Here is a 23,926-nt window from a genome sequence, read left to right as displayed (position 1 = left end):
CGTATGACGAACCGGCTCGCCGACACGCTCAGTCCGTACCTCCGCCAGCACGCCGAAAACCCGGTCGACTGGTACCCGTGGGGCGAAGAGGCGTTCGCGGAGGCCGCGCGCCGCGACGTGCCGCTGCTGATCTCGATCGGCTACTCGACCTGCCACTGGTGCCACGTGATGGCGCGGGAGTCCTTCGCCGATCCGGATACTGCCGCCCTCATCAACGAGGGCTTCGTCGCGGTGAAGGTCGACCGCGAGGAGCATCCGCAGGTCGATGGCGCCTATATGGCAGCAGCCTCCGCCTTCACGCAGAACCTCGGTTGGCCGCTCACAGTGTTCACCACGCCCCGCGGGCGCACGTTCTACGCCGGCACCTACTGGCCGCCGGAGGCCCGCGGCCAGATGCCCGGCTTCCGCGACGTGCTCGCCGCGGTGCGCGAGGCGTGGACCGTGCGGCGCGAGCAGGCCGAGGAGTCGGCGGATGCCGTGACCGACGCCCTCGCCCGCGCGGCGGAGTCCACCCCCTCGGACCTGCCCGACGTGGTGGCGATCGCGACGGCGGCGGAGACGATCGCGCAACGGGAGGACCGCGTGTACGGCGGTTTCGGCGGTGCCCCGAAGTTCCCCGTCGCCACGACGCTGCGGTTCCTGCAGCATCCGCTGGTGCGGGAGGGCGCTCCGCAGGCCGCGGCTTCGGCAGCACGGGCACTCTCGGCGATGGCAGGCTCCGACCTCCGCGATGCCGACAGCGGCTTCTTCCGATACGCCACCCAGCGTGACTGGACGGTGCCGCACTACGAACGGATGCTCACCGACAACGCGCAACTGCTCGACATCGCGCTGGCGGCGGGGGACGAGTCGACGGTGCGCGGGATCGCCGCCTTCCTGATCGACGTGCTCCGTCGCGACGGCGGCGGCTTCGGCGCCGCGCAGGATTCCGAGTCAACGATCGACGGCGCCCGCAGCGAGGGCGGCTACTACCTTCGTCCGGTCGCCGACCGCGCCGACCTGGAGCCGCCGGCCGTCGACGGCAAGGTGATCACCGGGTGGAACGGCCTGGCGATCGGCGCGCTGTCCCGGGCGGGTGCGGCATTCGGCGAGCGGGCCTGGATCGATGCCGCCGCTGCTGCCGCCGACCACGTGCTGCGGGTCAACCGGAACGCCACCGGCGCGCTCGTCCGCACCTCGCTCGACGGCCGCGCATCCGCCGCCGTCACGACCCCCGCCGATCTCGGACTCCTCGCCGACGGCCTGTTCGCCCTCGCCCTCGCGACGGGGGAGGCGGAGTGGGCCGTCACGGCACGAGGCATCCTCGACGACGCTCTCGCCGGCACCGGTGGCGACGACCCGCTGCTCTCGGCGCAGGGCATCGCGACCTCGCCCGACCAGACCGACGGCGACCTGCCCTCCGATGTCGCAGCCGTCGCCGGTGCCGCGCTCACCGCCTGGTGGCTGGGAGCGGGGGACCGGTACCGCGAGGCCGCCGCCGCGACCGTGAGCGCCCTCGCGTCGCGTTCGCTGGAGCAGCCGTTCGCCCACGGCACCCTGCTGCGGGTGGCCGCGGGCCTCGCCCTCCCGCCCCGGCAGCTGGTGGTGATCACCGCCGACCGCGACGGCGTGCTCGCCGCCGCCGCCCGGGGTGCGGACGCCGAGGTCATCGCCGTCGTCAGCCCCGCGCAGGCGCAGGCTTTCGCCGAAGCCGGGTTCGAGCTGTTCGAGGGCAAGGATGCGTCCGCCGAACGCGCCTACGACTGCCGCGCGTTCGTGTGCCGCCTGCCCGTGAGCGACCCGGCGGAGGTCTCGATCTCGCGCTGACCCCAGCGCTGGTTGCGGGTGCACAATCTGCACAGCAATTCGCGCGCAGACACCGTCCGGTTGCGCGGGTTGCGCAGCATTCGGTGCACCGATTGCTCAGCGCCGGGCATCCGTTCTACTGTTGCGCGACCCCACCCGCGATCACAGCAAGGATGCTCTGACGATGCCTCTCCCCACCCGTGCCGGACTCGACGCCGTTCCCGCGTACCGTCAGGGCCGCTCGGCCCCGGCCGGTGCCTCCAAGCTCTCCTCGAACGAATCGCCGCATCCGCCGCTTCCTTCGGTCGCCCAGGCCGTGCGCGACCGGGTCGACGGCATCAACCGCTACCCGGATATGAGTGCCGCCGCCCTCCGCGAACGGCTCGCTGCCCGCTACGGCGTCGACCCGGCCGAGGTCACCGTCGGTGCGGGTTCGGTCGAGATCGCCTCGCAGCTCATCCACGCGGTGGCCGGTGACGGCGACGAGGTGATCTTCGCCTGGCGGTCGTTCGAGGCGTATCCCTCGCTGGTCCGCATCGCCGGGGTCACACCGGTGGCCGTGCCCCTCGATGCCGATCACGCGCACGACCTCGACGCGATGCTCGCCGCGATCACCCCGCAGACGCGGCTGATCTTCGTGTGCAACCCGAACAACCCGACCGGAACCGTGGTCGGCGCCGACGAGCTGGAGCGCTTCGTCGCCGCCGTGCCGCACGACGTGCTCGTGGTGATCGATGAGGCGTACGTGCACTTCGACACGACCGCGAGCCGCGGCGCCGGCATCGAGCTGTTCCGTCGGCATCCGCACGTGGCCGTGCTGCACACGTTCTCCAAGGCGTACGGGCTCGCCGGGCTGCGCATCGGCTACGCGATCGCCCCGGCCGCCGTCGCCGAGAACCAGCGGAAAGTCGCCGTGCCGTTCGGGGTCACCGACCTCGCCCAGACGGCCGCCCTCGCCTCGCTGGATGCCGAAGAGGAGCTCGCGACGCGCATCGGCGAGGTGATCGAGCAACGCGACCGCCTGCACGACGTGCTCACCGCGGCCGGCTGGCCGGCCGTGCCCTCGCAGGCGAACTTCGTCTGGGTGCCGTCGGGTGACCGCACGGCGGAGCTCGAGGAACTGCTGCAGGAGGGCGGCGTCGTCGCCCGCGCCTTCGCCGGCGAGGGGATCCGCATCTCCTCCGGCTCCGCGACCGACATCGATCGCGTCGAGCAGGCGCTCGCCGCCGCGCGTGTGGAGGTCGGCGCGTGACCGGCGACCGCGCGACAGAACTCCCGCCCACCACGACGACCACCAAGGGTCTGCATCCGGGGCTGACCCGCCGCCAGATCTCGATGATGGGGCTCGGCGGCGCGATCGGCGCCGGCCTGTTCGTCGGATCCGGCCAGGCGATCAGCATCGCCGGTCCCGCCGTCCTGGTCTCCTATCTCGTGGCCGGTGGCATCGTCGTGCTCGTGATGGCGATGCTGGCCGAGATGGTGGCGGCACGACCGAGCTCCGGCGCTTTCAGCTCGTACGCCCAGAAGGCGATGGGCCGCAGCGCCGGCAGTGCGGTCGGATGGCTCTACTGGATCCAGCTGGTCGTCGTGATCGCCGCCGAGGCGACGGGTGCCGGGGCGATCGTGGCGAACTGGACCCCCGGCATCCCCGCCTGGGTGTGGGTGCTGATCTTCGTCGTGGCGCTCACCGCCGTGAACCTGTTCGGTGTGCGCAACTACGGCCGCTTCGAGTTCTGGTTCGCGGCGATCAAGGTCGCGGCGATCATCGCCTTCCTGATCGTGGGCGTGTGCGCGATCGTCGGACTCATCCCCGGCGTGCCGGCGACCGGCATCGCGAACCTCGTCGACAACGGCGGCTTCGCCCCGAACGGCATCGCCGGCATCGCGGGCGCCCTGCTCATCGTGGTGTTCGCGTTCGGAGGCACCGAGGTCGTCGCGATCGCCGCCGCCGAGTCGAACGACCCCGCGCACAACATCCGCCGCATCGTGCGCGAGGTGCTCGTGCGCATCCTCGTGTTCTACGTCGGATCGATCTTCGTGATCGTGGCCGTGCTGCCGTGGAACGATCCCGCGGTCAAGGACGGTCCGTTCTCGGCGGTGCTCGAGACTCTGAACGTGCCAGGCGTCGGACTCGTGATGGACCTGATCGTGATCATCGCGCTGCTGTCGGCCATGAACGCGAACATCTACGGCGCCTCCCGCATGGCCTACTCGCTGGGGGAGCGCGGACTCGCTCCGCTGGCCGCCACCCGCACGAGCCTCAAGGGCGTGCCGTTCGTCGCCGTGCTGGCCTCGGTCGCCTTCGGCTTCGTGACGGTCGGACTCAACTGGGCCTTCCCCGACGTCGTCCTCCCCGCGCTCCTGAACGTGGTCGGCTCGACGCTGCTCGTGATCTGGACGGCCACGGCGGTCGCGCAGATCATCCTCCGCACCCGCGCGGATCGCACGGGCGAGGAGATGCCGATGCGGATGTGGGGCTTCCCGTGGTTGTCGTGGCTGTGCCTGGTGCTGCTCGCCGCGGTGATCGCACTCGCGATGATCGACCCGGCCGCGCGCATCCAGCTGCTTTTGACTCTCGCCCTCACCGGTGTGCTCCTCCTCGTCGCCCGTGCGACCAGGGGATACGCGCGGGCCGGCGTGCCGAGGGAGTAGCCGATGCGCATCGATCGCCTCGACGCCCAGCTCATCCGGCTGCTCACCGAGTCGCCGCAGCTGCCGATCCTGGAGGTCGCGCGGCGTCTCGGGATCGCCCGCGGCACCGCGACGAGCCGTCTCGCGCGCCTCCACGAGGGCGGGGTGATCGAGGCGATCGTGCCGCGCGTCGACCCGGCCGGTTTCGGCTACGGCGTGGTCGCCTTCTGCCTGGTCGAGATCGATCAGAAGGTCGGGCACGACGAGGTGGCGACGGCCCTCGCGAACGCGGTGCCCGAGATCGTCGACATGCACACCGTCACGGGCGCCAGCGACATGCAGCTGCGGCTGGTCGCGCGGGATGCCACACGGCTGCAGGAGGTGCTCGACCGGGTCGCGCTCGTGCCCGGCGTCGCCCGGACGGCGTCGTCGATCGCGATGCGCACCCACTTGTCGGGGCGGGTGCTGCCGCTGGTGGACCACGTCGCGACGGACGATCCCGCCTAGCGCCTCACACCCAGCCGGGCAGCCAGTTGTGCAGCAGCCAGAACTCGTACGGCACGCTCATCCCGGTCCACAGCGGCAGGAAGAACGCCGAGACCAGCACCACGAACGTGAGGAAGATGATCACCGTGCGCTCGCCGGACTGCCGCCGGTACAGCGGATCCTCCCGCTTTCCGGCGATGATCCGCAGCGTCATCGCCAGGGCGAGCACGAGGAACGGCATCATCACCACCGTGTAGAACTGGAAGATCGTGCGCTCGGGGAACATCAGCCACGGCAGGTAGGTGACCGCCAGGCCCACGAGCGGAACGGTCAGCTCCGGCCCGACCGGCTGCCGCGTGATCCAGCTCCGCACCAGGCGGTAGATCAGATAGACGGCCGCAGCGACCCCGCCGTACCAGATGAGCGGATTGGGGATGGCCGAGATCACGCCGATGCAGTGATCCGTGCCGCAGCCCGAGGGGGAGGGGTCGACCCAGACCGCGGTCGGGCGCAGCAGCAGAGGCCACTCCCACGCGGGGCTCGCGTAGGGATGCCCGCGGCTCAGGCCGACGTGGAATCCGAGCATCGACTCGTGGTACTTCCACAGCGCGAGCAGGGGGTTGGTGTCGCTCTTGCGGTCATAGCCGCCGGCGGTCACGAGCCAGCCGGTCCAGCTGATGAGGTAGACCGCGAGAGCCGGGAAGACGAGCAGCACGAAGGAGACCGGGCCCTGGCGGAACGCGGCGGCCGTCGGCCACAGCACCACGCCGGCGCGGCGCCGAGCCAGCGCATCGGTGATCACGACGTACAGCCCGAAGCCGGCGAGGACGTAGAGTCCCGACCACTTCACGGCGCACGCCGCGCCCAGGGCGAGTCCCGCGGCGACCAGCCACGGACGGCGCCACAGGACGGGCCCCCAGAACGGGTCTGGCGCGTCGAGGTCGCGTCTCTCGAGCACCGGGATCGTCCGCTGCCGGTCGATCAGCATGAACAGCACGCCCAGCAGGATGAAGAACGTCAGGATGCCGTCGAGCAGGGCGATCCTGCTCATCACGATGCTGAGTCCGTCGATCGCGAGCAGGGTTCCGGCCACGCTCGCGACGACCACCGAACCGCTGAGGCGCCGGGCGATCAGGTACACCAGCAAGACGGATGCCGTGCCGAAGAGGGCCGTGGCCAGCCGCCAGCCGCCGCTGTTCTCCGGGCCGCCGATCGCCATGCCCAGCGCGATCAGCCACTTGCCCAGCGGCGGATGCACGATGAACGCACCCTGGTCGGAGAGCGGAAGATCCTCGCCGGTCGGGAACGCCTGGTTCGCGCCGTCGCCCCAGGTGCCTTCATAGCCCAGGGTCCACAGCGACCAGGCATCCTTGACGTAGTAGGTCTCGTCGAATGCCAGTTCGTGCGGATGGGCGACGCCGATCAGCCGCAGGACCGCGGCCAGGGCGGTGATGACCAGCGGGGCGAGCCAGCGGATCGCCCGCCCCCAGTCGGGGGCGAGGAGCACCCGATCGCGAAGCCGTCCGTAGCGCGTCAGCCGTGCCTCGGGAGCAGGGAGCAGGGGTACGGGCGCGGTCACCGGTCCAGCCTAGACAACGCGCCTAAGCTGGGCGGGTGATCATCCTCGCCGCCACTCCGATCGGAAATCTCGGCGACGCGTCTCGCCGCCTGGTGGAGGTGCTGGAGAACGCCGAGGTCGTCGTCGCGGAAGACACCCGCACCACGGTGCGGCTCCTGAAGGCGCTGCAGATCGAAAACCGTCCACGTCTGATCGCGCTGCACGACCACAACGAGAAGCAGAAGGCGGCAGAACTGGCCGCCCTCGCCGCGGAGACCGACATCGTCGTGATGAGCGACGCCGGGATGCCGACCGTGAGCGACCCGGGTTACGGGCTCGTCGCCGAGGCCGTGGCGCAGGGCGTCACGGTGACGGCGATCCCCGGTCCGAGTGCGGTGCTGATGGCGCTCGCGATCTCGGGCCTCCCCACCGACCGTTTCACGTTCGAGGGCTTCCTGCCGCGCAAGCCGGGGGAGCGCCGCTCGACGCTCCGCGCCCTCGCCGCGGAGCCCCGCACCATGGTGTTCTTCGAGTCCCCGGCCCGCCTCGCGAGTGCGCTCGCCGACATGGGTGCGGCGTTCGGCGACGAGCGGCGGATCGCGGTGTGCCGCGAGCTCACGAAACTGTACGAGGAGGTGCGTCGCGGCACGGCATCCGAGCTGGTCGCCTGGGCCGAGAACGGCGTCAAGGGTGAGATCGTCGTCGTCGTCGAGGGTGCTTCCCGCCGCGACGCCTCCCCGGAGGACGCGCTCGCCCAGGTGCAGAAACTCGTCGCCGACGGCATCCGCCTGAAGGATGCCGCCTCCGAGGTGGCGGCGCTCACCGGCCTGTCCTCCCGCGACCTCTACCAGGCCGCGTTGGCCGCCCGCTCCGGAGGGGCATGACCGTGAGCAAGGCGGCGACCGTGTACGACGTGGCCGATCGGGCGGGTGTGTCCATCGCCACCGTGTCGCGCGTGCTGCGCTCGCCGGATGCGGTGCGTCCAGTCACCCGGGAGCGCGTGCTCGATGCCGTGTCCGCGCTGGGCTATGTGCCCAGCGGCAGTGCCCGAGGTCTCGCGGAGCGCCGCACCGGGGTGCTCGGGCTGTACTTTCCCGGGTTCGACGCCGCGGAAGACGCTCCGCCGCTGGACGTGCTCTCCGACGCCGATGCGCCGCCGTTCGCGATCGTCCGCGATGACGCGGATGCCGATGACGGCCACACCTCGATGCTCTTCCTCGACGAGGTGCTGCGCGGCGCGGAGCTGGAGGCGTGGAAGCAGGGTTTCGTGCTCATGGTCGGCGTCGGACGCGACGATCCCGATCGCTCGACGGTGCGCGACATGGCCGGCCGCGTCGACGGCCTCATGGTGCTCGCGAGCAGTGTGCCCGACGACGTGCTGGCGCGCCTCGCCCGGCGGATCCCGGTCGTGGTGCTCTCCGGGCCGCCGCGCGGCGACCACTACGACCACGTCACCGTGAGCAACGCCGAGGCGATGGCCGAGCTGACCCGGCACGTCCTGGCCCAGGTGGGAGACGGGCGGCTCGCCTTCCTCGCCGGACCGGCGGACTCTCCGGACGGCCTGCAGCGGTGGGAGGGTTTCGCGGCGGCGGTCACGGCTGCCGGCCGCTCCCTCGACGACGTGTCCGTTCTCCGCGGCGACTTCACGCGCGGATCCGGCCGTCGTGCCGCCGAGGAACTCGTCGCATCCGGGGCTCCCGCGGCCCTGATCGCGGCGAACGACCAGATGGCGCTCGGCGCGCTCGATGTGCTGCGCGGCGCCGGCATCCGCGTGCCGGACGACGTTCTCGTGACCGGGTTCGACGGCATCGAGGCGGCGGCGCTGTCCCGCCCCCCGCTCACCACGATCCGCCAGCCCATGATCGACCTGGGGAGGGCAGCGGTGCAGGTGCTCGCCCGCCGCCTGGAGAACGTGGACGCCGAGCCGGTACTGGCCCGTCTGCCGCTGCAGATCATCCTGCGCGAGAGCTCGCAGCGCTCCGTCTGACCCGCGCGTCCCACGCCGGCCTGCCGGTGTCAAGGGGTTGCTTTCCCAAAATGTATGCGCTTACAATCACTGGGGCGGCGCGGGCCGCCAGTCATGACAGAGACGACATGAGGTGGCAGATGTCCGGTGGCAGAACACCGAGAGCGCGGATGATGGGACGCTGGCGCAGAGCCGCGATCGTCGGCCTTGCAGCAGCCGCAGTCGCACTGAGCGGCTGCAGCATCCAGATCACATCGCAACCCGATCCATCGATCGGCGACGACACGATGTTGATCAACGCCGACAAGGGCAACCCGTTCTTCACGAAGAACTTCAACCCGTACCTGACCAACGCGCGCACCGCGTCGAAATGGATCTACGAGCCGCTGATCCTGGTCAATCCGCTCGACGGCACGCTGAACCCCTGGCTCGCGACCGAGTGGACGCAGCCCGACGCCCGCACCATCGTCATGACGATCCGTGACGATGTCGAGTGGAGCGACGGCGAAGACCTGACCCCGGACGATGTGGCCTTCACGTTCCAGCTGCTCAAGGACAACCCCGCGCTCGACATCAAGGGCGCCTGGCAGCACCTGGAGAGCGTCGAGACCGAGGGCGACGACGTGATCATGCACCTCCAGACCGAGGACGCGCCTTCACTGTCGATCCTCGGGCTGACCATGATCGTGCCGGAGCACCTCTGGGCCGATGTGAAGAACGCAGACACCTACCGCAACGAAACGCCGGTCGGGACCGGGCCGTTCGTGCTCGGCAACTACAACGACCAGCAGTACTCGATGGACCGCAACCCCGACTACTGGCAGGCCGACAAGATCGAGATCGAGCACATCATCCTGCCCGCCACCAACTCCCAGCTCGACACCGTGAGCCGCGGGTACGACTGGGCCTACGCGTTCATCTCCGACGTGGAAGGCACCTGGGGTGCGGCGAGCCCGGACAACAACTGGTGGTTCCCGCCGGGCGGCGTGATCGCCCTGATGCCGAACCTCGAGGTCGCCCCGTTCGACGATGTGAACGTGCGGCGGGGCATCGCGCTCGCCCTCGATCGCGACGAGATCGCCGAGACCGCCTCCGAGGGGTACATGAAGCCGGCCGGTCAGACCGGACTCATCCTCCCGAACCAGGAGGAGTACCTCGACCCGAGCATCCCCGACCAGGGCATGATCACGCAGGACACGGATGCCGCACTCGACGCCTTCGAGAAGGCGGGCTACACCCTCGACGGTGACCGGCTCGTGGACGCCGACGGCGAGCAGCTCGAATTCGCGCTCACCACGGCCAACGGCTTCACCGACTGGACCAGGGCGGCGCAGACCGTGCGCAGCCAGCTCGCCGAGGTCGGTGTGAAGGTCACGCTCAAGCTCCCGCAGCCCGCGGGGTACCAGAGCGCGATCAGCAACGGCGACTTCGAGATGGCGATCGGCGGCATGGGCAACGGTGACGTCTACCAGGCCTACAACAACCTGCTCTCGAGCGAGTTCTACGTGCCATCGGGCGAGACCACGGCCAACAACTTCGAGCGGTACCGCTCGGACGAGGTCGATGCGCTGCTGGCCGAGTACCGCGAGACCGTCGACACGACCCGCCACGCGGAGATCGTGAAGGAGCTGCAGGGCATCGTCTACGACGAACTGCCCGTGATCGGCCTGTACTACGGCGGCATCTGGGGTCTGTTCAACGACGCCAAGTTCACCGGCTGGCCCAGCGAGGAAGACCCGTACATGATCCCGCAGAACTACGACTCCGCGCCGCTGGGCATCTTCACGCGGCTCGAGCGAGTCAAGGAGGACGACAAGTGAAGTACGTGCTCCAGAAGTTCGGCCTGTTCGTCCTCACCCTGTGGGCCGCGGTCACCCTGAACTTCTTCCTCCCGCGCATGATGCCGGGCTCCCCGGCGGATGCCGCCATCGCCAAGCTGTCCCAGAACGGGCCGGTGTCCGACGCCACTCGCGCCGCCATCGAAGCCCAACTGGGTGTGCCGACCGGGTCGTTGTGGGACCAGTACATCGCCTACCTCGGCCAGGTCGTCCGGCTCGACTTCGGCGTCTCGTACACGTTCTATCCGCAGTCGGTGGCGAGCATGGTGTCGACGGCATTGCCGTACACGATCGCCCTCGTCGGCATCGTCACGATCCTCGCGTTCGTGATCGGAACCCTCATCGGCGTCGCGGCCGCCTGGCGCCGAGGCACCTGGCTCGACACGCTGCCGACGCTGACGGGCTCCTTCCTCAGCACGTTCCCCTACTTCTGGACCGCGCTGCTGCTGCTGTTCTTCTTCGGTTACGTGCTGCATTGGTTCCCGACCACGGGCGCCTACTCCGCGACGACGACACCCGGGTTCACCTGGGAGTTCTTCGGCGACCTCCTCAGCCACGCGTTCCTCCCCGCGCTCACGATCCTGCTCACCTCGCTCGGCGGCTGGATCATCGGGATGCGCAACGCCATGATCAACACGCTCGGTGAGGACTACATCACCTTCGGCGAGGCGAACGGGCTGCACGGCCGCACGATCGCCCTCCGCTACGCCGCGCGCAACGCGATCCTGCCGAACCTCACCGGCTTCGGGCTCACGCTCGGCGGAGTCGTGGGCGGATCGATCCTCGTCGAGCAGGTCTTCGGCTATCCCGGCATCGGGTACCTGCTGTTCAACGCCGTGATCGGGCAGGACTACCCGCTCATGCAGGCGCTCTTCCTGATGATCACCGTGAGCGTGCTCATCGCCAACTTCCTCGTGGACATCCTCTACGGGGTTCTCGACCCGAGGACACGCCGATGACTTCCACCATGAACGTCAAGATCCCCGCCGAGCGCATCGCCGCGCCCAGCCCGTGGCGCGCCTTCGGGCGCATGGTCGCCACCCTCTGGAGCAACGGCAAGGCCCGACTCGGCCTCTGCATCCTCGCCTTCTTCGTGCTCGTCGCGGTGTTCGCCCCGGTCCTCGCCCCGTACGGTGCGAAGGAGAACGGGTTCGAGCGCAGCGCCGACGCGTCCTGGGCGCACTGGCTCGGCACGACCGCCGCGGGGGAGGACGTGCTCAGCCAGCTCATCTACGGCGCGCAGATCAGCCTGCTCGTCGGCTTCGCTGCCGGCATCCTCTCGACGATCGTCGCTGTGCTCATCGGCCTCAGCTGGGGGTACATGCGCGGATTCCTGGGCGAGGTCGTCGGCTTCATCGTCAACCTCTTCCTGGTGATCCCCGGGCTCCCGCTCATGATCGTGATCGCCGCCTACCTGCAGAACGGCGGCATCCTGATGATCATCGCCGTGATCGTGGTGACCGGCTGGGCGTGGGGTGCTCGTGTGCTCCGCAGCCAGACGCAGTCGCTGCGCGGCAACGACTTCGTCACCTCGGCGCAGTTCTCGGGCGACAGCAGGACGCGCATCGTGTTCCGCGAGATCCTGCCGAACATGACGTCGATCATCGCCGGCACGCTCTTCGGGGCGGCGACGGCCGCGATCCTCGCCGAGGCGGGACTCGAGTTCCTCGGCCTCGGCGACTCCAGCATCGTCAGTTGGGGCACCATGCTCTACTGGGCGCAGAACTCCAACTCCCTGCTCACCGGACAGTGGCTGCTGCTGTTCGCCCCCGGTCTGTGCATCGCACTGCTGGCGCTGAGCCTGACACTGATCAACTTCGGCGTGGACGGCATCTCCAATCCGCGCCTGCGAGAGGGGAAGGGCCGATGACCGCCATGAACACGAATGATGTGCTGCTGGAGGTCGACTCCCTCTCGGTCGAATACGCCTCACCCGGGGCGACGCCGGTCGCCGCGGTCCACGATGTCTCGTTCTCGCTGCGCCGCGGCGAGTTCGTCGGACTGGTCGGCGAGTCGGGATCGGGCAAGTCGACGCTCGGCTTCGCGTTGACGCGGCTGCAGAAGCCGCCGGCGCGCATTAGCGGAGGCCGCATCCTCTTCGGCGGGCGCGACATCCGCGAGCTGGATGCCGAGGAGCTGCGTCGTCAGCGCCAGGGCGGGTTCGCGATGGTGCTGCAGTCGGGCATGAACGCACTGAACCCGGTGCGCACTGTGGGTAACCACTTCCGCGACATCTTCGCCGCCCACGGCCACGTGCCCAAGGGCGACCGGGATGCCCGGGCCCGCGAGCTCATCGGCAAGGTCGGCCTCGACGCGTCGGTGCTCGCCCGCTTCCCCGGGGAGCTCTCCGGCGGTATGCGTCAGCGTGCCTCGATCGCGCTCGCGCTCTCGCTGGAGCCGCAGCTCATGGTCTTCGACGAGCCGACCACCGCGCTCGACGTGCTCGTGCAGCACGCCGTCATGGACACGATCAAGGAGCTGCAGCGGGCCGAGCAGTTCACGGCCATTCTCATCAGCCATGACCTCGGCATCGTGCTCGAGGCCACCGACCGGGTGATGGTGATGCACGAGGGGCACATCGTCGAGGATGCGCCGAGCATCGACATCCTGCAGCGTCCGAAGGACGAGTACACGCGGATGCTGCTCAGCCACTACGCGGACCCGCGGGCGAAGACCCTGTCGATCCCCGGCTTCGTCGATCTCGGCACGCGGCGCAGTGAAGGCCGCTCGCGCACCGACGTCACCGAGACGCTGCCGACCGTGTCGTCGCGGGATGCGCGTCGCGCGGATGCGGCGATCGTGGTCGACGGGGTGTCGAAGCATTACCCGGCCCCGCGCCGTGGACAGGATGCCGTGACGGCCGTCGACGACGTGTCGTTCCGGCTCGAACCGGGGGAAGCGCTCGCGCTCGTCGGGGCCTCGGGCTCGGGCAAGTCGACCATCGCCAAGATGCTCACCGGTGTCGAGAAGCCGACCTCCGGCACGGTCCGCTTCGGCGATGTCGATGTGGCGACCCTCAAGCGCCGCGGTCTGCGCGACCTGCGCAAGGACGTGCAGATGGTGTTCCAAGACCCGTATGCGGCGCTGAACCCGCTGCACACGGTCGAGTACGCCCTGACGCGCCCGGTCATGAACTACACGAAGCTGCGCGGGCAGGAAGCCAGGGCGCGGGTGCTCGAGCTGCTCGAGACCGTGGGCCTCACGCCCGTCGAGCAGTTCGCGGCGAAGCTGCCGCATCAGCTCTCGGGTGGGCAGCGGCAGCGCGTCGTGATCGCCCGGGCGCTCGCGAGCGACCCACAGGTGCTCATCGCCGACGAGCCGGTGTCGATGCTCGACGTCTCGCTCCGTGCGGGTGTGCTGGCGCTGCTGGAGGATCTGCGCGAGCGATGGGGCATCAGCATGCTCTACATCACGCACGACCTGCTGAGCGCGCGACTGGTGACCCAGAACATTTTGGTGCTCAACGGCGGCCGGGTCGTCGAGCGCGGCGAGACCGCCGAGGTGCTGCAGCATCCGGAGGACCCGTACACGATCCAGCTGCTGGATGCCGTGCCCAACCCCGCACGACTTCGCTGACCCACGACTTCATCACAGAGAGAGGAGAGCATTCGTGCTCGCATTCCCCGACGGCTTCCTGTGGGGCGCCGCGACAGCAGCCCACCAGGTGGAGGGCAACAACACCACGAGCAACTGGTGGGCGATGGAACACGCCCCCGGCTCGCCGATGGTCGAGCCCTCCGGTGACGCGGCCGACCATTTCCACCGCTACCCGGAGGACATGCGGCTGCTGGCCGCCGCCGGGCTGAACTCCTACCGGTTCTCGGTGGAGTGGGCGCGGATCGAGCCCGAGCGCGGCTTCGTCTCCCGGGCCATGCTCGACCACTACCGCCGCATGATCGACACGGCGCGCGAGAACGGGCTCGACCCGACGATCACGCTCATGCACTTCACGGTGCCGCAGTGGTTCCAGAAGGACGGCTTCTGGCGTGCCGACGACGCGGTCGACCTGTTCGCCCGCTACGTCGAGACCGTGCTGCCGATCCTCGACGGCGTCGAGTACGTCTGCACCATCAACGAGCCGAACATCGCCGCGATGCTGGCCGGGGGAGAGGATGCCGCGAACCTCGTGGCGTTCGGCCTCCCGAACCCCGACCTCGCCGTGGCCGACACCCTGCTCGACGCACACCACCGCGCCTCCGAGATCCTGCACTCGGTGCCGGGGGTCAAGGCCGGCTGGACCATCGCCACGCAGGCGTTCCACTCCACCGGTGAGCCGGGTGCCGACGAGATGCTGGCCGAGTACGGCGACCCGCGCGACCACTGGTACCTGGATCAGTCGGCCGGCGACGACTTCGTGGGTGTGCAGGCGTACACGCGCACGTTCATCGGGCCGGAGGGTCCGCTCCCGGTGTCGTCCGACGTGGAGACCACGCTCACCGGCTGGGAGTTCTTCCCCGAGGCGCTCGAGCTCGGCGTGCGCAGCGCGTGGGAGCGCAGCGGCGGCGTGCCCGTGCTCGTGACCGAGAACGGCATCGCGACCTCCGACGACACCCGTCGCATCGCCTACACGCAGGGTGCGCTCGAGGGACTGCACCGCGCGATCTCCGACGGCATCGACGTGCGGGCGTACCAGCACTGGAGCGCGCTGGACAACTACGAGTGGGCCAGCGGCTTCGCCCCCACCTTCGGGCTGATCGGCTTCGACCGCGAGACGTTCGTGCGCACCCCGAAGCCCTCGCTGGCCTGGCTCGGTGAGGTCGCGCGCCGCAACGCGCTCTGACTTCGGGGGCTACGCTCAGGTCATGACGCACGCGATGCCCGCGACGCGGCAGGACCGGATCCGATCCGCAGCCGCGGGCCTGAGCGCGGCCGTCGTCGCGGTCGGCCTGGCCGAACTCGTCGCGGCGATCGTGGAGCCGAGTGCGAGCCCGTTCGCCGTGATCGGCAGCGGACTCATCGATCTCGCGCCGAGCTGGGCGAAAGACGCGGCCATCGCGCTGTTCGGCACCGGCGACAAGGTGGCCCTGATCGTGGGGGTCGCCATCGTCCTCGCGGTCGTCGCGGCGCTCGCCGGCGTCCTGGAGCTGCGGCGCCCTCCGATCGGGGCCGTGATCCTCGCCGCCCTCGGCGCGCTCGCCGTCGTGGCCGCGATGATCCGCCCCGGTGCGGGGCCGTTCGCCTGGCTCCCCGGCCTCGTCGCCGGTCTCGTCGCGGTGATCGTCGTGCGGATGCTGGTGCAGCGGCTCCGGCCCGTCGCCGGAATCACCCCCGACGAGATCGACCGGCGCCGGTTCCTGATCTGGACGACCGGTGCCGCGGCCGCCGGACTCGTGCTCCTGATCGTCGGGAACGTCGCACGTGGGGCGAGCCGCTCGATCGAGGTGGTCCGTGACGCGCTGCGGCTGCCCAAGCCGGCGCGAGCGGCGGCGCCGGTCCCTGCCGGCGCCGACCTGGAGATCCCCGGCCTCGCTCCCGTCGTCACCCCGAACGCCGAGTTCTACCGCATCGACACCGCACTGATCGTGCCTCGGATCGACCCGGCCGATTGGTCGCTGCGCATCCACGGGATGGTCGACCGCGAGGTGCGCCTCACGTGGGACGAGCTGGTCGCGCTGCCGATGCAGGAGTCCGACGTCACTCTCGCGTGCGTGTCGAACGAGGTCGGCGGATCGCTGATCGGCAACGCCCGCTGGCTGGGCGTTCCGGTGCGCGAGCTGCTCGCGCGCGCGGGTGTGGACCCCGACGCCGACATGGTGCTGTCGACCTCGTCCGACGGCTTCACGGCATCCACTCCGATCGAGGCGCTCACCGACGACCGCGACGCGCTGCTGGCCGTCGGCATGAACGGCGAGCCGTTGCCGATCGAACACGGGTTCCCGGCGCGACTCGTGGTCCCCGGGCTGTACGGATACGTGTCCGCCACGAAGTGGGTCACGCAGCTGGAGGTCACCCGTTTCGACCGGGCCACCGCGTACTGGACCACACGGGGATGGTCCGAGCGCGGCCCGATCAAGCTGCAGTCCCGCATCGACGTGCCGCGTCGAGGCCAGTCCGTTCCGGCCGGAGACACCGTGATCGCGGGGATGGCGTGGCAGCAGCAGGTCGGCATCGCCGGGGTCGAGGTGCGCATCGACGACGGGCCGTGGCAGCGGGCCGAGCTCGCAACCGCGATCTCGGCCGACACGTGGGTGCAGTGGAGTCTGGCGTGGACCGCGGAGAGCGGATCGCACACCGTCGAATGCCGGGCGCTCAGTGTCGAGGGGGAGACCCAGACATCGGATCCGGCGCCGCCGGCACCCGACGGCGCGCAGGGATGGCACCGCATCGACGTCTCGGTGGCCTGAGCGCGTAACCTCCGGTGCCCGGACACCTAGAATTGCTCCATGCCCGCAGGCGAATCCTTCTACATCACCACGCCCATCTACTACCCCTCCGACGTGCCGCACATCGGTCACGGGTACACGACGGTGGCCGTCGACACGCTCGCACGGTGGCACCGCCAGGCGGGGGATGACACCTGGATGCTCACCGGCACCGATGAGCACGGCCAGAAGATGCTGCGCGCCGCGGCGGCCAACAACGTGACGCCGCAGGAGTGGGTCGACAAGCTCGTCACCGAGAGCTGGTTCCCGCTGCTGACGACGCTCGACGTCGCCAACGACGACTTCATCCGCACCACGCAGGAGCGCCACGAGACGAACGTGCAGACGTTCTTCCAGCGGCTCTACGACCGCGGCTACATCTACGCCGGCGAGTACGAGGCGCTCTACTGTGTGGGCTGCGAGGAGTTCAAGCCCGAGTCGGAGATCGTCGACGGCACCGGTCCCTTCGAGGGGCTGAAGGTCTGCGCCATCCACTCGAAGCCGCTGGAGCTGCTGCAGGAGAAGAACTACTTCTTCAAGCTGAGCGAGTTCCAGGATCGTCTGCTCGAGCTCTACAAGACGCAGCCCGATTTCGTGCGCCCGGATTCCGCGCGCAACGAGGTCGTGTCGTTCGTGAGCCAGGGCCTGAAGGATCTGTCGATCTCGCGTTCGACCTTCGACTGGGGCATCCCGCTGCCGTGGGACGAGTCGCACGTCATCTACGTGTGGGTCGACGCCCTGCTCAACTACGCCACGGCCGTCGGCTACGGCTCCGACGACGAGACGTTCGAGCGCCGTTGGCCCGCGTACCACGTGGTGGGCAAGGACATCCTGCGCTTCCACGCGGTGATCTGGCCCGCCCTCCTGATGGCCGCCGGCCTCGAGGTGCCCCAGGGCGTCTTCGCGCACGGCTGGCTGCTGGTCGGCGGCGAGAAGATGTCGAAGTCGAAGCTCACCGGCATCGCGCCGACCGAGATCACCGACGTGTTCGGCTCCGACGCGTACCGCTTCTACTTCCTCTCCGCGATCGCGTTCGGTCAGGACGGGTCGTTCTCGTGGGAAGACCTGTCGGCTCGCTACCAGGCCGAGCTCGCGAACGGCTTCGGCAACCTCGCCTCGCGCACCACGGCGATGATCGAGAAGTACTTCGAAGGCGTGGTGCCGCCCGCGGCCGAATACACCGAGAAGGATCTCGCGATCCAGAAGATCGTGGCGGATGCGGCGTCGAACGCGGATGCCGCGGTCGCGCAGTTCCGCATCGACGAGGCCATCTCGTCGATCTGGACGATCGTCGACGCGCTCAACGGCTACATCACCGAGAACGAGCCGTGGGCCCTGGCCCGCGACGAGGCTCAGCGCGCGCGCCTCGGCACCGTGCTGTACACCTGCGCCGAGGGACTGCGCGCGCTCGCCGTGCTGCTGTCGCCGGTGATGCCGCAGTCGACCGAGAAGCTCTGGGTCGCACTCGGTGCCGCCGAGACCCTGGGCCGTCTGCAGGACCAGCCGATCCGCGAGGCCGGAGCCTGGGGCGTGCTGCGCCCCGGCACCAGCGTCAACGGTCTCGCACCGCTGTTCCCCCGGGTGGAGGCCGCGGCCTGAGCCATGTCGGGGACGTATGTGCAGCGCCGTGACGGCGACGGACGCAAGGATCTGAAGTATCCGGCGGCCCCCGAGCCGCTCACGGTCCCGGTGTACGACAACCACGCGCACCTGGAGATCGTCGACGGTGATGACCCGCTGTCGCTGACCGAGCAGCTCGATCGGGCGGCGGCGGTGGGCATCGCCGGCGTCGTGCAGGCGTCGGGCGACATCGAGTCGTCGCGGTGGGCGGTCGAGGCCGCAGCATCCGATCCGCGCGTGCTCGCCGCCGTCGCCATCCACCCGAACGACGCGCCGACCTATGCGGAGGAGGGCCGCCTCGATGAGGCTCTCGCGGTGATCGACGAACTCGCCGCCCACCCGCGCACCCGGGCGATCGGCGAGACGGGGCTCGACTTCTTCCGCACCGAGCCCGAGCGGCAGGCGCCGCAGTTCGCCTCGTTCGAGGCGCACATCGCGCTGGCGAAGAAGCACGGCATCGCCATGCAGATCCACGACCGCGACGCGCACGATGCGGTGCTGGAGACCCTGACCCGCGTCGGCGCCCCCGAACGTACGGTGTTCCACTGCTTCTCGGGCGACGACGCCATGGCGCGCGTCTGCGCCGATGCGGGGTACCACCTGTCGTTTGCGGGAAACGTGACGTTCAAGAACGCCCAGAACCTGCGGGATGCGCTGAAGGTCACCCCGCTCGATCGCATCCTGGTCGAGACGGACGCGCCGTTCCTCACTCCGGTGCCGCTGCGGGGTCGTCCGAATGCGCCCTACCTCGTGCCGATCACGGTGCGCTTCATGGCGGCCGAGCTCGGTATCGAGGTCGATGAGCTGTGCGCCCAGCTGGCCGAGAACACCCTGCGGGTCTACGGCTCGTTCGCCGACTGACTCTCCGGATCGGCGACGGGCTTCGCCGACACGATCTGCGAGATCGGCTTCCACACCAGCAGCAGCGTGAGGGCCGCGCCCACGAACGCGAACCACCACGGTGCCGTGAGGCCCCAGACCTGGGCGATCACGCCGCCGAGCGCCTGGCCGACGACCATGCCGCCGAACACCCCGACCATGTTCACCGAGGCCACGCGCCCCTGCAGCTCGGCGGGGACCAGCCGCTGCCGCACGGTCGTGGAGATCGTGCCCCACACGAACGCGTAGGCGCCGAAGAAGAACATGATGATCAGCGCCACCCAGCCCGTGGTGGTGAGCGCGAACGACAGGTGCATGAGCACCTCGAGCGAGAGCACCACCCGCATCAGGGTCGCGAACGACACGTGCCGCTCCAGCCAGCCGAAGCTGAGCGTGGCGAGGATGCCGCCCGCCGCGGATGCCGTGGTGAGCGCTCCGTAGCCGACCGCGCCCATGTGCAGGTGCTCGGTGGCGTAGAGCACGAGCACGCCCCAGGGGGCGGCCCAGGTGATGTTGAAGACCAGGATGATGAGCACCAGCATGCGCACCGGGGGATTGCGCCACAGCCAGCGGATGCCCTCGGCGATGTCGGTGTGCACGGGCGGATGCGTGTCGGTCTCGCGAGGAGGGACGGGCGTCTTCGCCATGCGCGAGATGAGCACGACCGCGAAGCTCACGCACACGACCTCGAGCAGGAACGGCCAGGCGGTGCCCGCGGCGAACAGGAAGGCGCCCAGCGGCGGCCCGGCGAACTGATTCGCGACGAGGTATCCGGCCTGCAGGCGGGCGTTGCCGATGCCGAGGTCGGCGGGCTTCACCAGCATCGGCAGCAGCGTGCTGCCCGCCGTGTCGACGAAGACCTCGGCCGTGCCGTAGAGGAAGGCCACCGCGAGCACGATCCAGATGTTCGCGACGCCCGTCACGAGGAACACGCACAGGGCGAGGAGGACCACGGCCCGCGCGGCGTTGGCGAACATGACCAGGCGGCGGCGGTCGAAGCGGTCGGCGATCGCACCCGCGTGCAGCCCGAACAGCAGCCACGGGAGGAACTGCAGGATCGCGCCGGATGCCACCAGGATCGGCGACGAGGTCATCGACGCGATCAGCAGGGGAGCGGCCGCGAGTGCCACGCCGTCGCCGATGTTGCTGGTCCACGACGAGGCGAGGAGCCAGCGGAAGTCGCGGCCCATGCGGCGGGGCGCGACGAGTTCACCGAGGGAAGGCACCAGAGAAGACTACTGACGGCGGGGGACATCGGCGGGGGACACCGGGAGAGTAGGGGACAATGGCAGGATGACCGTCACCCTGCTCGGCGCCTCCGAGATCCGCCGACTCGCCGCCGAGCTCGACGTCACTCCGACCAAGAAGCTCGGCCAGAACTTCGTCACCGACGCGAACACCGTCCGCAAGATCGTGCAGGCGGCCCGTGTGCAACCGCACGAGCGTGTGGTCGAGGTCGGTCCGGGGCTGGGTTCCCTGACCCTGGCGATCCTCGAGACCGGGGCATCCGTCACGGCCGTCGAGATCGACCACCGTCTCGCGGCTCGGCTCGCGCAGACCGCCGCCGAGCACGGCGTCGAGGCCGACCGGCTCACCGTCGTCGATGCGGATGCGCTGCGCATCACCGAGCTGCCGGGCGAGCCCACGGTGCTGGTCGCGAACCTGCCCTACAACGTCTCGGTGCCGGTGCTGCTGCACTTCCTCGAGAACTTCGCCTACCTGCAGCGCGGTGTGGTGATGGTGCAGGCCGAGGTCGCCGAGCGTCTGGCCGCGAAGCCGGGGTCGAAGATCTACGGCTCGCCCAGCGTCAAGGCTGCCTGGTACGGGGAGTGGAAGCTCTCCGGGAACGTCTCGCGCCAGGTGTTCTGGCCGGTGCCGAACGTCGACAGCCTGCTCGTGGGCTTCGACCGCTCCGAGGGGGAGCGCGGCACCGAGGACGAGCGTCGCCGCACGTTCAAGATCGTGGATGCCGCGTTCAACCAGCGCCGCAAGATGCTCCGCCAGGCACTGTCGGGGATCTTCGGCAGCTCAGCGGTGGCGTCCGAGGTGCTGATCGCCGCCGGCGTCGCCCCCACGGCCCGCGGCGAAGACCTCACGGTCGAGGACTACCAGCGCATCGCGCAGCATGCACCAGGGACTAATCTGGCACCGTGACCGACTCCCCGCGCTTCCGCCCCGATGTCCCCGAGCTGCACCGCCCGTACGCGGCGGACGAGAGCCGCTATCAGCAGTTCGCCTACCGCCAGGTCGGCACGTCCGGTCTGTATCTGCCCCCGATCTCGCTCGGGCTGTGGTGGAACTTCGGCGACAACATCCCGCTCGACAACCAGCGCGCACTGCTGCGCCACGCGTTCGACCGCGGCATCACGCACTTCGACCTGGCGAACAACTACGGCCCGCCCTACGGCTCGGCCGAGAAGAACTTCGGACGCATCTTCGCCGAGGACCTCCGCCCGTACCGCGACGAGCTGATCATCTCGTCGAAGGCCGGCTGGGACATGTGGCCCGGCCCCTACGGCGACTTCGCGAGCCGCAAGTACATCCTCGCGAGCGCCGAGCAGTCGCTGACCCGCATGGGCCTCGACTACGTCGACATCTTCTACTCGCACCGCGTCGACCCGGTCACTCCGATCGAGGAGACCGTCGGTGCGCTCGATACGCTCGTGCGCCAGGGCAAGGCCCTCTACGTCGGCATCTCCTCGTACAGCGCCGAGCGCACGGCCGAGGCCGTCGCCGTCGCCAAGGACCTCGGCACGCCCTTGGTCATCCACCAGCCGGCGTACTCGATCCTGAACCGCTGGGTCGAAGACGGTCTGACCGACACCCTCGAGCAGTCGGGCCTGGGCGCGATCGCCTTCACCCCGCTCGCGCAGGGGCTGCTCACCGACAAGTACCTCGGCGACGGCACGGCCGAGCGCGCCCAGAAGCGCGGCTCGCTGCCGGATGGGCGACTCACGGATGAGGCCGTACAGACCCTGCGATCGCTGAACGAGGTCGCGCAGAGCCGTGGACAGTCGCTCGCGCAGCTGGCGCTGCAGTGGACGCTGCGCAACCCGGTCGTCGCGTCCGCGCTGATCGGCGCCTCGCGCCCGGAGCAGCTCGACGAGAACATCGCCGCCGTCAACGGCCCCGACTTCACCGCGGAGGAGCTGACCCGCATCGACGAGCTCGCCGGGGCGATCGACGTGAACCTGTGGGCGAAGTCCTCGGAGCTGTGATCCGATCATGAGCCACGCCGCGTTCACCGACTCCGTGCACGTGCGCGCCCCGGGGAAGATCAACGTCTACCTCGGGGTCGGCGGCAAGCACGACGACGGCTATCACGCGTTGGCGACGGTCTTCCAGGCGGTCTCGCTGTATGAAGACGTGATCGCCCGCCCGGCCGACGACTTCTCGGTCACGGTCGCAGGCGTCGAGGACATCGGCTCGGTCCCGCTCGACGACCGCAACCTGGCGATGCGCGCCGCCAAGCTGCTCGCACTCGCTGTCGACCACCAGGGCGGCGTCGCGCTCGAGATCCGCAAGAGCGTTCCCGTCGCCGGCGGCATGGGTGGAGGGTCGGCGGATGCCGCTGCCGCTCTGGTCGCGTGCGACGCGCTGTGGGGGACCGGGCTCTCGCAGGCCCGGCTGCACGACCTCGCCGCCCGTCTCGGCGCCGACGTGCCGTTCGCCCTGCACGGCGGCACCGCGGTCGGCACCGGTCGCGGCGATCAGCTCAATCCGGCGCTCGCACGCGGGCGTTTCGACTGGATCCTGGTGCCGAGCGACAAGGGACTCTCGACGCCCGTCGTCTACGAGCGCCTCGACATCCTGCGCGAGGAGGAGGGCGCCCTCGCCGACGACCCGCCGCTGTCGCTCGACGTGCCGATCCCGGTGCTGCAGGCGCTGCGGACGGGCGACCCCGCCCAGCTCGCCGAGACCCTGTTCAACGACCTGCAGGCCGCTGCGCTGTTCGAGCGCCCCGACCTCGCCGAGACCATCCGACAGGGCGTCGCGGCGGGTGCGCTGCAGGGGATCGTGTCGGGTTCCGGTCCCACCGTGGCCCTCCTCTGCCCCGACCCCGAGACGGCGCAGGACGTGCAGTCCTCCCTGCGCGAGATCGGCCTCGACCCGCTCCACGTGCACGGCCCCGTGCCGGGCGCGCGCATCATCGGCTGACACCCGCTTCCCGCGCCTCACCCCGCCTGCAACAACGCACTCACCCGGTAGGGGATGACCTCGCGGAGGAACAGGCTCGTCGAGGTGCGGAGGATGCCGGGGCAGAGGCGCACGACCTCAGCCACGCGGTAGAGGTCGTCGGGGTCCTTGGCCACGACGCGCAGCAGCAGGTCGGTGTCGCCGGCGGGGGCGAAGCACTCCAGCACTTCGGGGACCCGGCTGAGCGCATCGATCGCGGCGGTGATCTGGTGCTGATCGAGCTCGACGAGGATCGAGGCCGCGACGCCGCGTCCCAGCGCCTGCGGGAGGATGCGCGCGCTGTGGGCGCGCAGATACCCGCCGGATTCGAGCCGGTCGAGCCGGGCGTGCACGGTGCCGCGGGCGAGGCCCAGATCCTGGGCGATCAGGGCGACCGGGCGGCGGGGGTCGGTGTCGAGCACTCCGAGGATTCTCCGGTCGGTCTCGTCGAGGTTGGCCATTTCGATCACCATCGCCTTTCTCGCGGGGTCAGGATTGATCGGATCGATCAATCAGAAATCACTCTATGGTCTGAATGCGCGTCTCGTGGTGAGATATCTGTCAGATACGCAGGATGCCGGCCACGAGCGGGCATCACGCGCACTCGACGGAAGGCCACAAGCCG

20 protein-coding genes are annotated in these 23,926 nt (G+C 69.7%); 17 read left to right on the top strand and 3 right to left on the bottom strand.

Translation table 11 applies throughout. From position 1 onward, the window contains the following. Positions 1-3: 3 nt before the first annotated feature. From BQ2383_RS06000 to BQ2383_RS05985, 4 genes are all read left to right on the top strand, one after another. Positions 4-1,806, top strand: a complete 1,803-nt coding sequence (locus BQ2383_RS06000) for a thioredoxin domain-containing protein (protein ID WP_091031096.1) — start codon at positions 4-6, stop codon at positions 1,804-1,806. A gap of 163 nt (positions 1,807-1,969) precedes the next feature. After that, complete coding sequence (hisC, locus tag BQ2383_RS05995) at positions 1,970-3,037, top strand: histidinol-phosphate transaminase (RefSeq protein WP_091031093.1); 1,068 nt, start codon at positions 1,970-1,972, stop codon at positions 3,035-3,037. Beyond that, entirely contained in the window at positions 3,034-4,437 is a 1,404-nt protein-coding gene (locus BQ2383_RS05990) for an amino acid permease (protein ID WP_091031091.1), read from the top strand. The genes hisC and BQ2383_RS05990 overlap by 4 nt, the downstream gene beginning before the upstream one ends. A gap of 3 nt (positions 4,438-4,440) precedes the next feature. After that, the gene (locus BQ2383_RS05985; RefSeq protein WP_091031088.1) at positions 4,441-4,923 is read left to right on the top strand and encodes an Lrp/AsnC family transcriptional regulator; all 483 of its coding nucleotides are present in this window, start codon (positions 4,441-4,443) and stop codon (positions 4,921-4,923) included. A gap of 4 nt (positions 4,924-4,927) precedes the next feature. Here BQ2383_RS05985 and BQ2383_RS05980 read toward each other — a convergent pair whose 3' ends face one another. Beyond that, a complete protein-coding gene (locus BQ2383_RS05980) occupies positions 4,928-6,481 on the bottom strand; it encodes a dolichyl-phosphate-mannose--protein mannosyltransferase (protein WP_091031085.1) in 1,554 nt (517 codons plus the stop codon). Positions 6,482-6,516: 35 nt separating this feature from the next. Here BQ2383_RS05980 and rsmI point away from each other — a divergent pair, with 35 nt between their 5' ends. The 10 genes from rsmI to BQ2383_RS05930 all read left to right on the top strand — a co-directional run bounded on the left by rsmI (position 6,517) and on the right by BQ2383_RS05930 (position 19,107). Continuing rightward, positions 6,517-7,344 carry a 16S rRNA (cytidine(1402)-2'-O)-methyltransferase gene (gene rsmI / locus BQ2383_RS05975; protein WP_091031082.1) on the top strand — a complete coding sequence of 276 codons (828 nt, stop codon included), beginning with the start codon at positions 6,517-6,519 and terminating at the stop codon, positions 7,342-7,344. After that, positions 7,341-8,447: a LacI family DNA-binding transcriptional regulator gene (locus tag BQ2383_RS05970; protein ID WP_091031078.1), complete on the top strand. Its 1,107-nt coding sequence runs from the start codon at positions 7,341-7,343 to the stop codon at positions 8,445-8,447. Before rsmI ends, BQ2383_RS05970 begins: the two co-directional genes overlap by 4 nt. A 107-nt stretch (positions 8,448-8,554) precedes the next feature. Next, positions 8,555-10,246 (top strand): ABC transporter substrate-binding protein, encoded by a 1,692-nt coding sequence (locus BQ2383_RS05965; protein ID WP_237682466.1) that lies wholly within the window; start codon positions 8,555-8,557, stop codon positions 10,244-10,246. Further along, positions 10,243-11,223: an ABC transporter permease gene (locus BQ2383_RS05960; protein WP_091031072.1), complete on the top strand. Its 981-nt coding sequence runs from the start codon at positions 10,243-10,245 to the stop codon at positions 11,221-11,223. Before BQ2383_RS05965 ends, BQ2383_RS05960 begins: the two co-directional genes overlap by 4 nt. Continuing rightward, positions 11,220-12,134, top strand: a complete 915-nt coding sequence (locus tag BQ2383_RS05955) for an ABC transporter permease (protein WP_091031069.1) — start codon at positions 11,220-11,222, stop codon at positions 12,132-12,134. Before BQ2383_RS05960 ends, BQ2383_RS05955 begins: the two co-directional genes overlap by 4 nt. A gap of 5 nt (positions 12,135-12,139) precedes the next feature. Continuing rightward, positions 12,140-13,840: an ABC transporter ATP-binding protein gene (locus tag BQ2383_RS05950; RefSeq protein WP_091031311.1), complete on the top strand. Its 1,701-nt coding sequence runs from the start codon at positions 12,140-12,142 to the stop codon at positions 13,838-13,840. Between the two features lie 34 nt (positions 13,841-13,874). Then, positions 13,875-15,044, top strand: coding sequence for a glycoside hydrolase family 1 protein (locus tag BQ2383_RS05945; RefSeq protein WP_091031064.1), 1,170 nt, complete (start codon positions 13,875-13,877; stop codon positions 15,042-15,044). A gap of 22 nt (positions 15,045-15,066) precedes the next feature. Then, positions 15,067-16,608 (top strand): molybdopterin-dependent oxidoreductase, encoded by a 1,542-nt coding sequence (locus BQ2383_RS05940; RefSeq protein ID WP_237682464.1) that lies wholly within the window; start codon positions 15,067-15,069, stop codon positions 16,606-16,608. A 39-nt stretch (positions 16,609-16,647) separates the two neighbouring features. After that, positions 16,648-18,225, top strand: a complete 1,578-nt coding sequence (metG, locus tag BQ2383_RS05935) for a methionine--tRNA ligase (RefSeq protein WP_091031060.1) — start codon at positions 16,648-16,650, stop codon at positions 18,223-18,225. Between the two features lie 3 nt (positions 18,226-18,228). Further along, on the top strand, positions 18,229-19,107 hold the full coding sequence (locus tag BQ2383_RS05930; protein WP_091031057.1) for a TatD family hydrolase: 879 nt from the start codon (positions 18,229-18,231) through the stop codon (positions 19,105-19,107). Here BQ2383_RS05930 and BQ2383_RS05925 read toward each other — a convergent pair. After that, the gene (locus BQ2383_RS05925) at positions 19,086-20,351 is read right to left on the bottom strand and encodes an MFS transporter (RefSeq protein ID WP_244175910.1); all 1,266 of its coding nucleotides are present in this window, start codon (positions 20,349-20,351) and stop codon (positions 19,086-19,088) included. The two genes, BQ2383_RS05930 and BQ2383_RS05925, sit on opposite strands and share 22 nt — an antisense overlap. A gap of 67 nt (positions 20,352-20,418) precedes the next feature. Here BQ2383_RS05925 and rsmA point away from each other — a divergent pair, with 67 nt between their 5' ends. Genes rsmA through BQ2383_RS05910 form a run of 3 tightly spaced genes read left to right on the top strand, consistent with a single transcriptional unit; the run spans position 20,419 to position 23,283 of the window. Beyond that, positions 20,419-21,279, top strand: coding sequence for a 16S rRNA (adenine(1518)-N(6)/adenine(1519)-N(6))-dimethyltransferase RsmA (rsmA, locus tag BQ2383_RS05920; protein WP_091031054.1), 861 nt, complete (start codon positions 20,419-20,421; stop codon positions 21,277-21,279). Next, positions 21,276-22,343 (top strand): L-glyceraldehyde 3-phosphate reductase, encoded by a 1,068-nt coding sequence (gene mgrA, locus BQ2383_RS05915; protein WP_091031052.1) that lies wholly within the window; start codon positions 21,276-21,278, stop codon positions 22,341-22,343. The genes rsmA and mgrA overlap by 4 nt, the downstream gene beginning before the upstream one ends. Before the next feature lie 7 nt (positions 22,344-22,350). Continuing rightward, on the top strand, positions 22,351-23,283 hold the full coding sequence (locus BQ2383_RS05910; protein WP_091031050.1) for a 4-(cytidine 5'-diphospho)-2-C-methyl-D-erythritol kinase: 933 nt from the start codon (positions 22,351-22,353) through the stop codon (positions 23,281-23,283). Between the two features lie 17 nt (positions 23,284-23,300). Here the strand turns inward: BQ2383_RS05910 and BQ2383_RS05905 are convergent, their stop codons facing one another. Beyond that, complete coding sequence (locus BQ2383_RS05905) at positions 23,301-23,762, bottom strand: Lrp/AsnC family transcriptional regulator (RefSeq protein WP_091031302.1); 462 nt, start codon at positions 23,760-23,762, stop codon at positions 23,301-23,303. Positions 23,763-23,926: the final 164 nt, after the last annotated feature.

The organism is Microbacterium oxydans (assembly GCF_900095745.1).
Classification (GTDB): Bacteria; Actinomycetota; Actinomycetes; order Actinomycetales; family Microbacteriaceae; genus Microbacterium; species Microbacterium oxydans_B.
The sequence above is the reverse complement of the archived record's forward strand: the minus strand, read 5'-3'. Positions and strand labels throughout refer to the sequence as shown.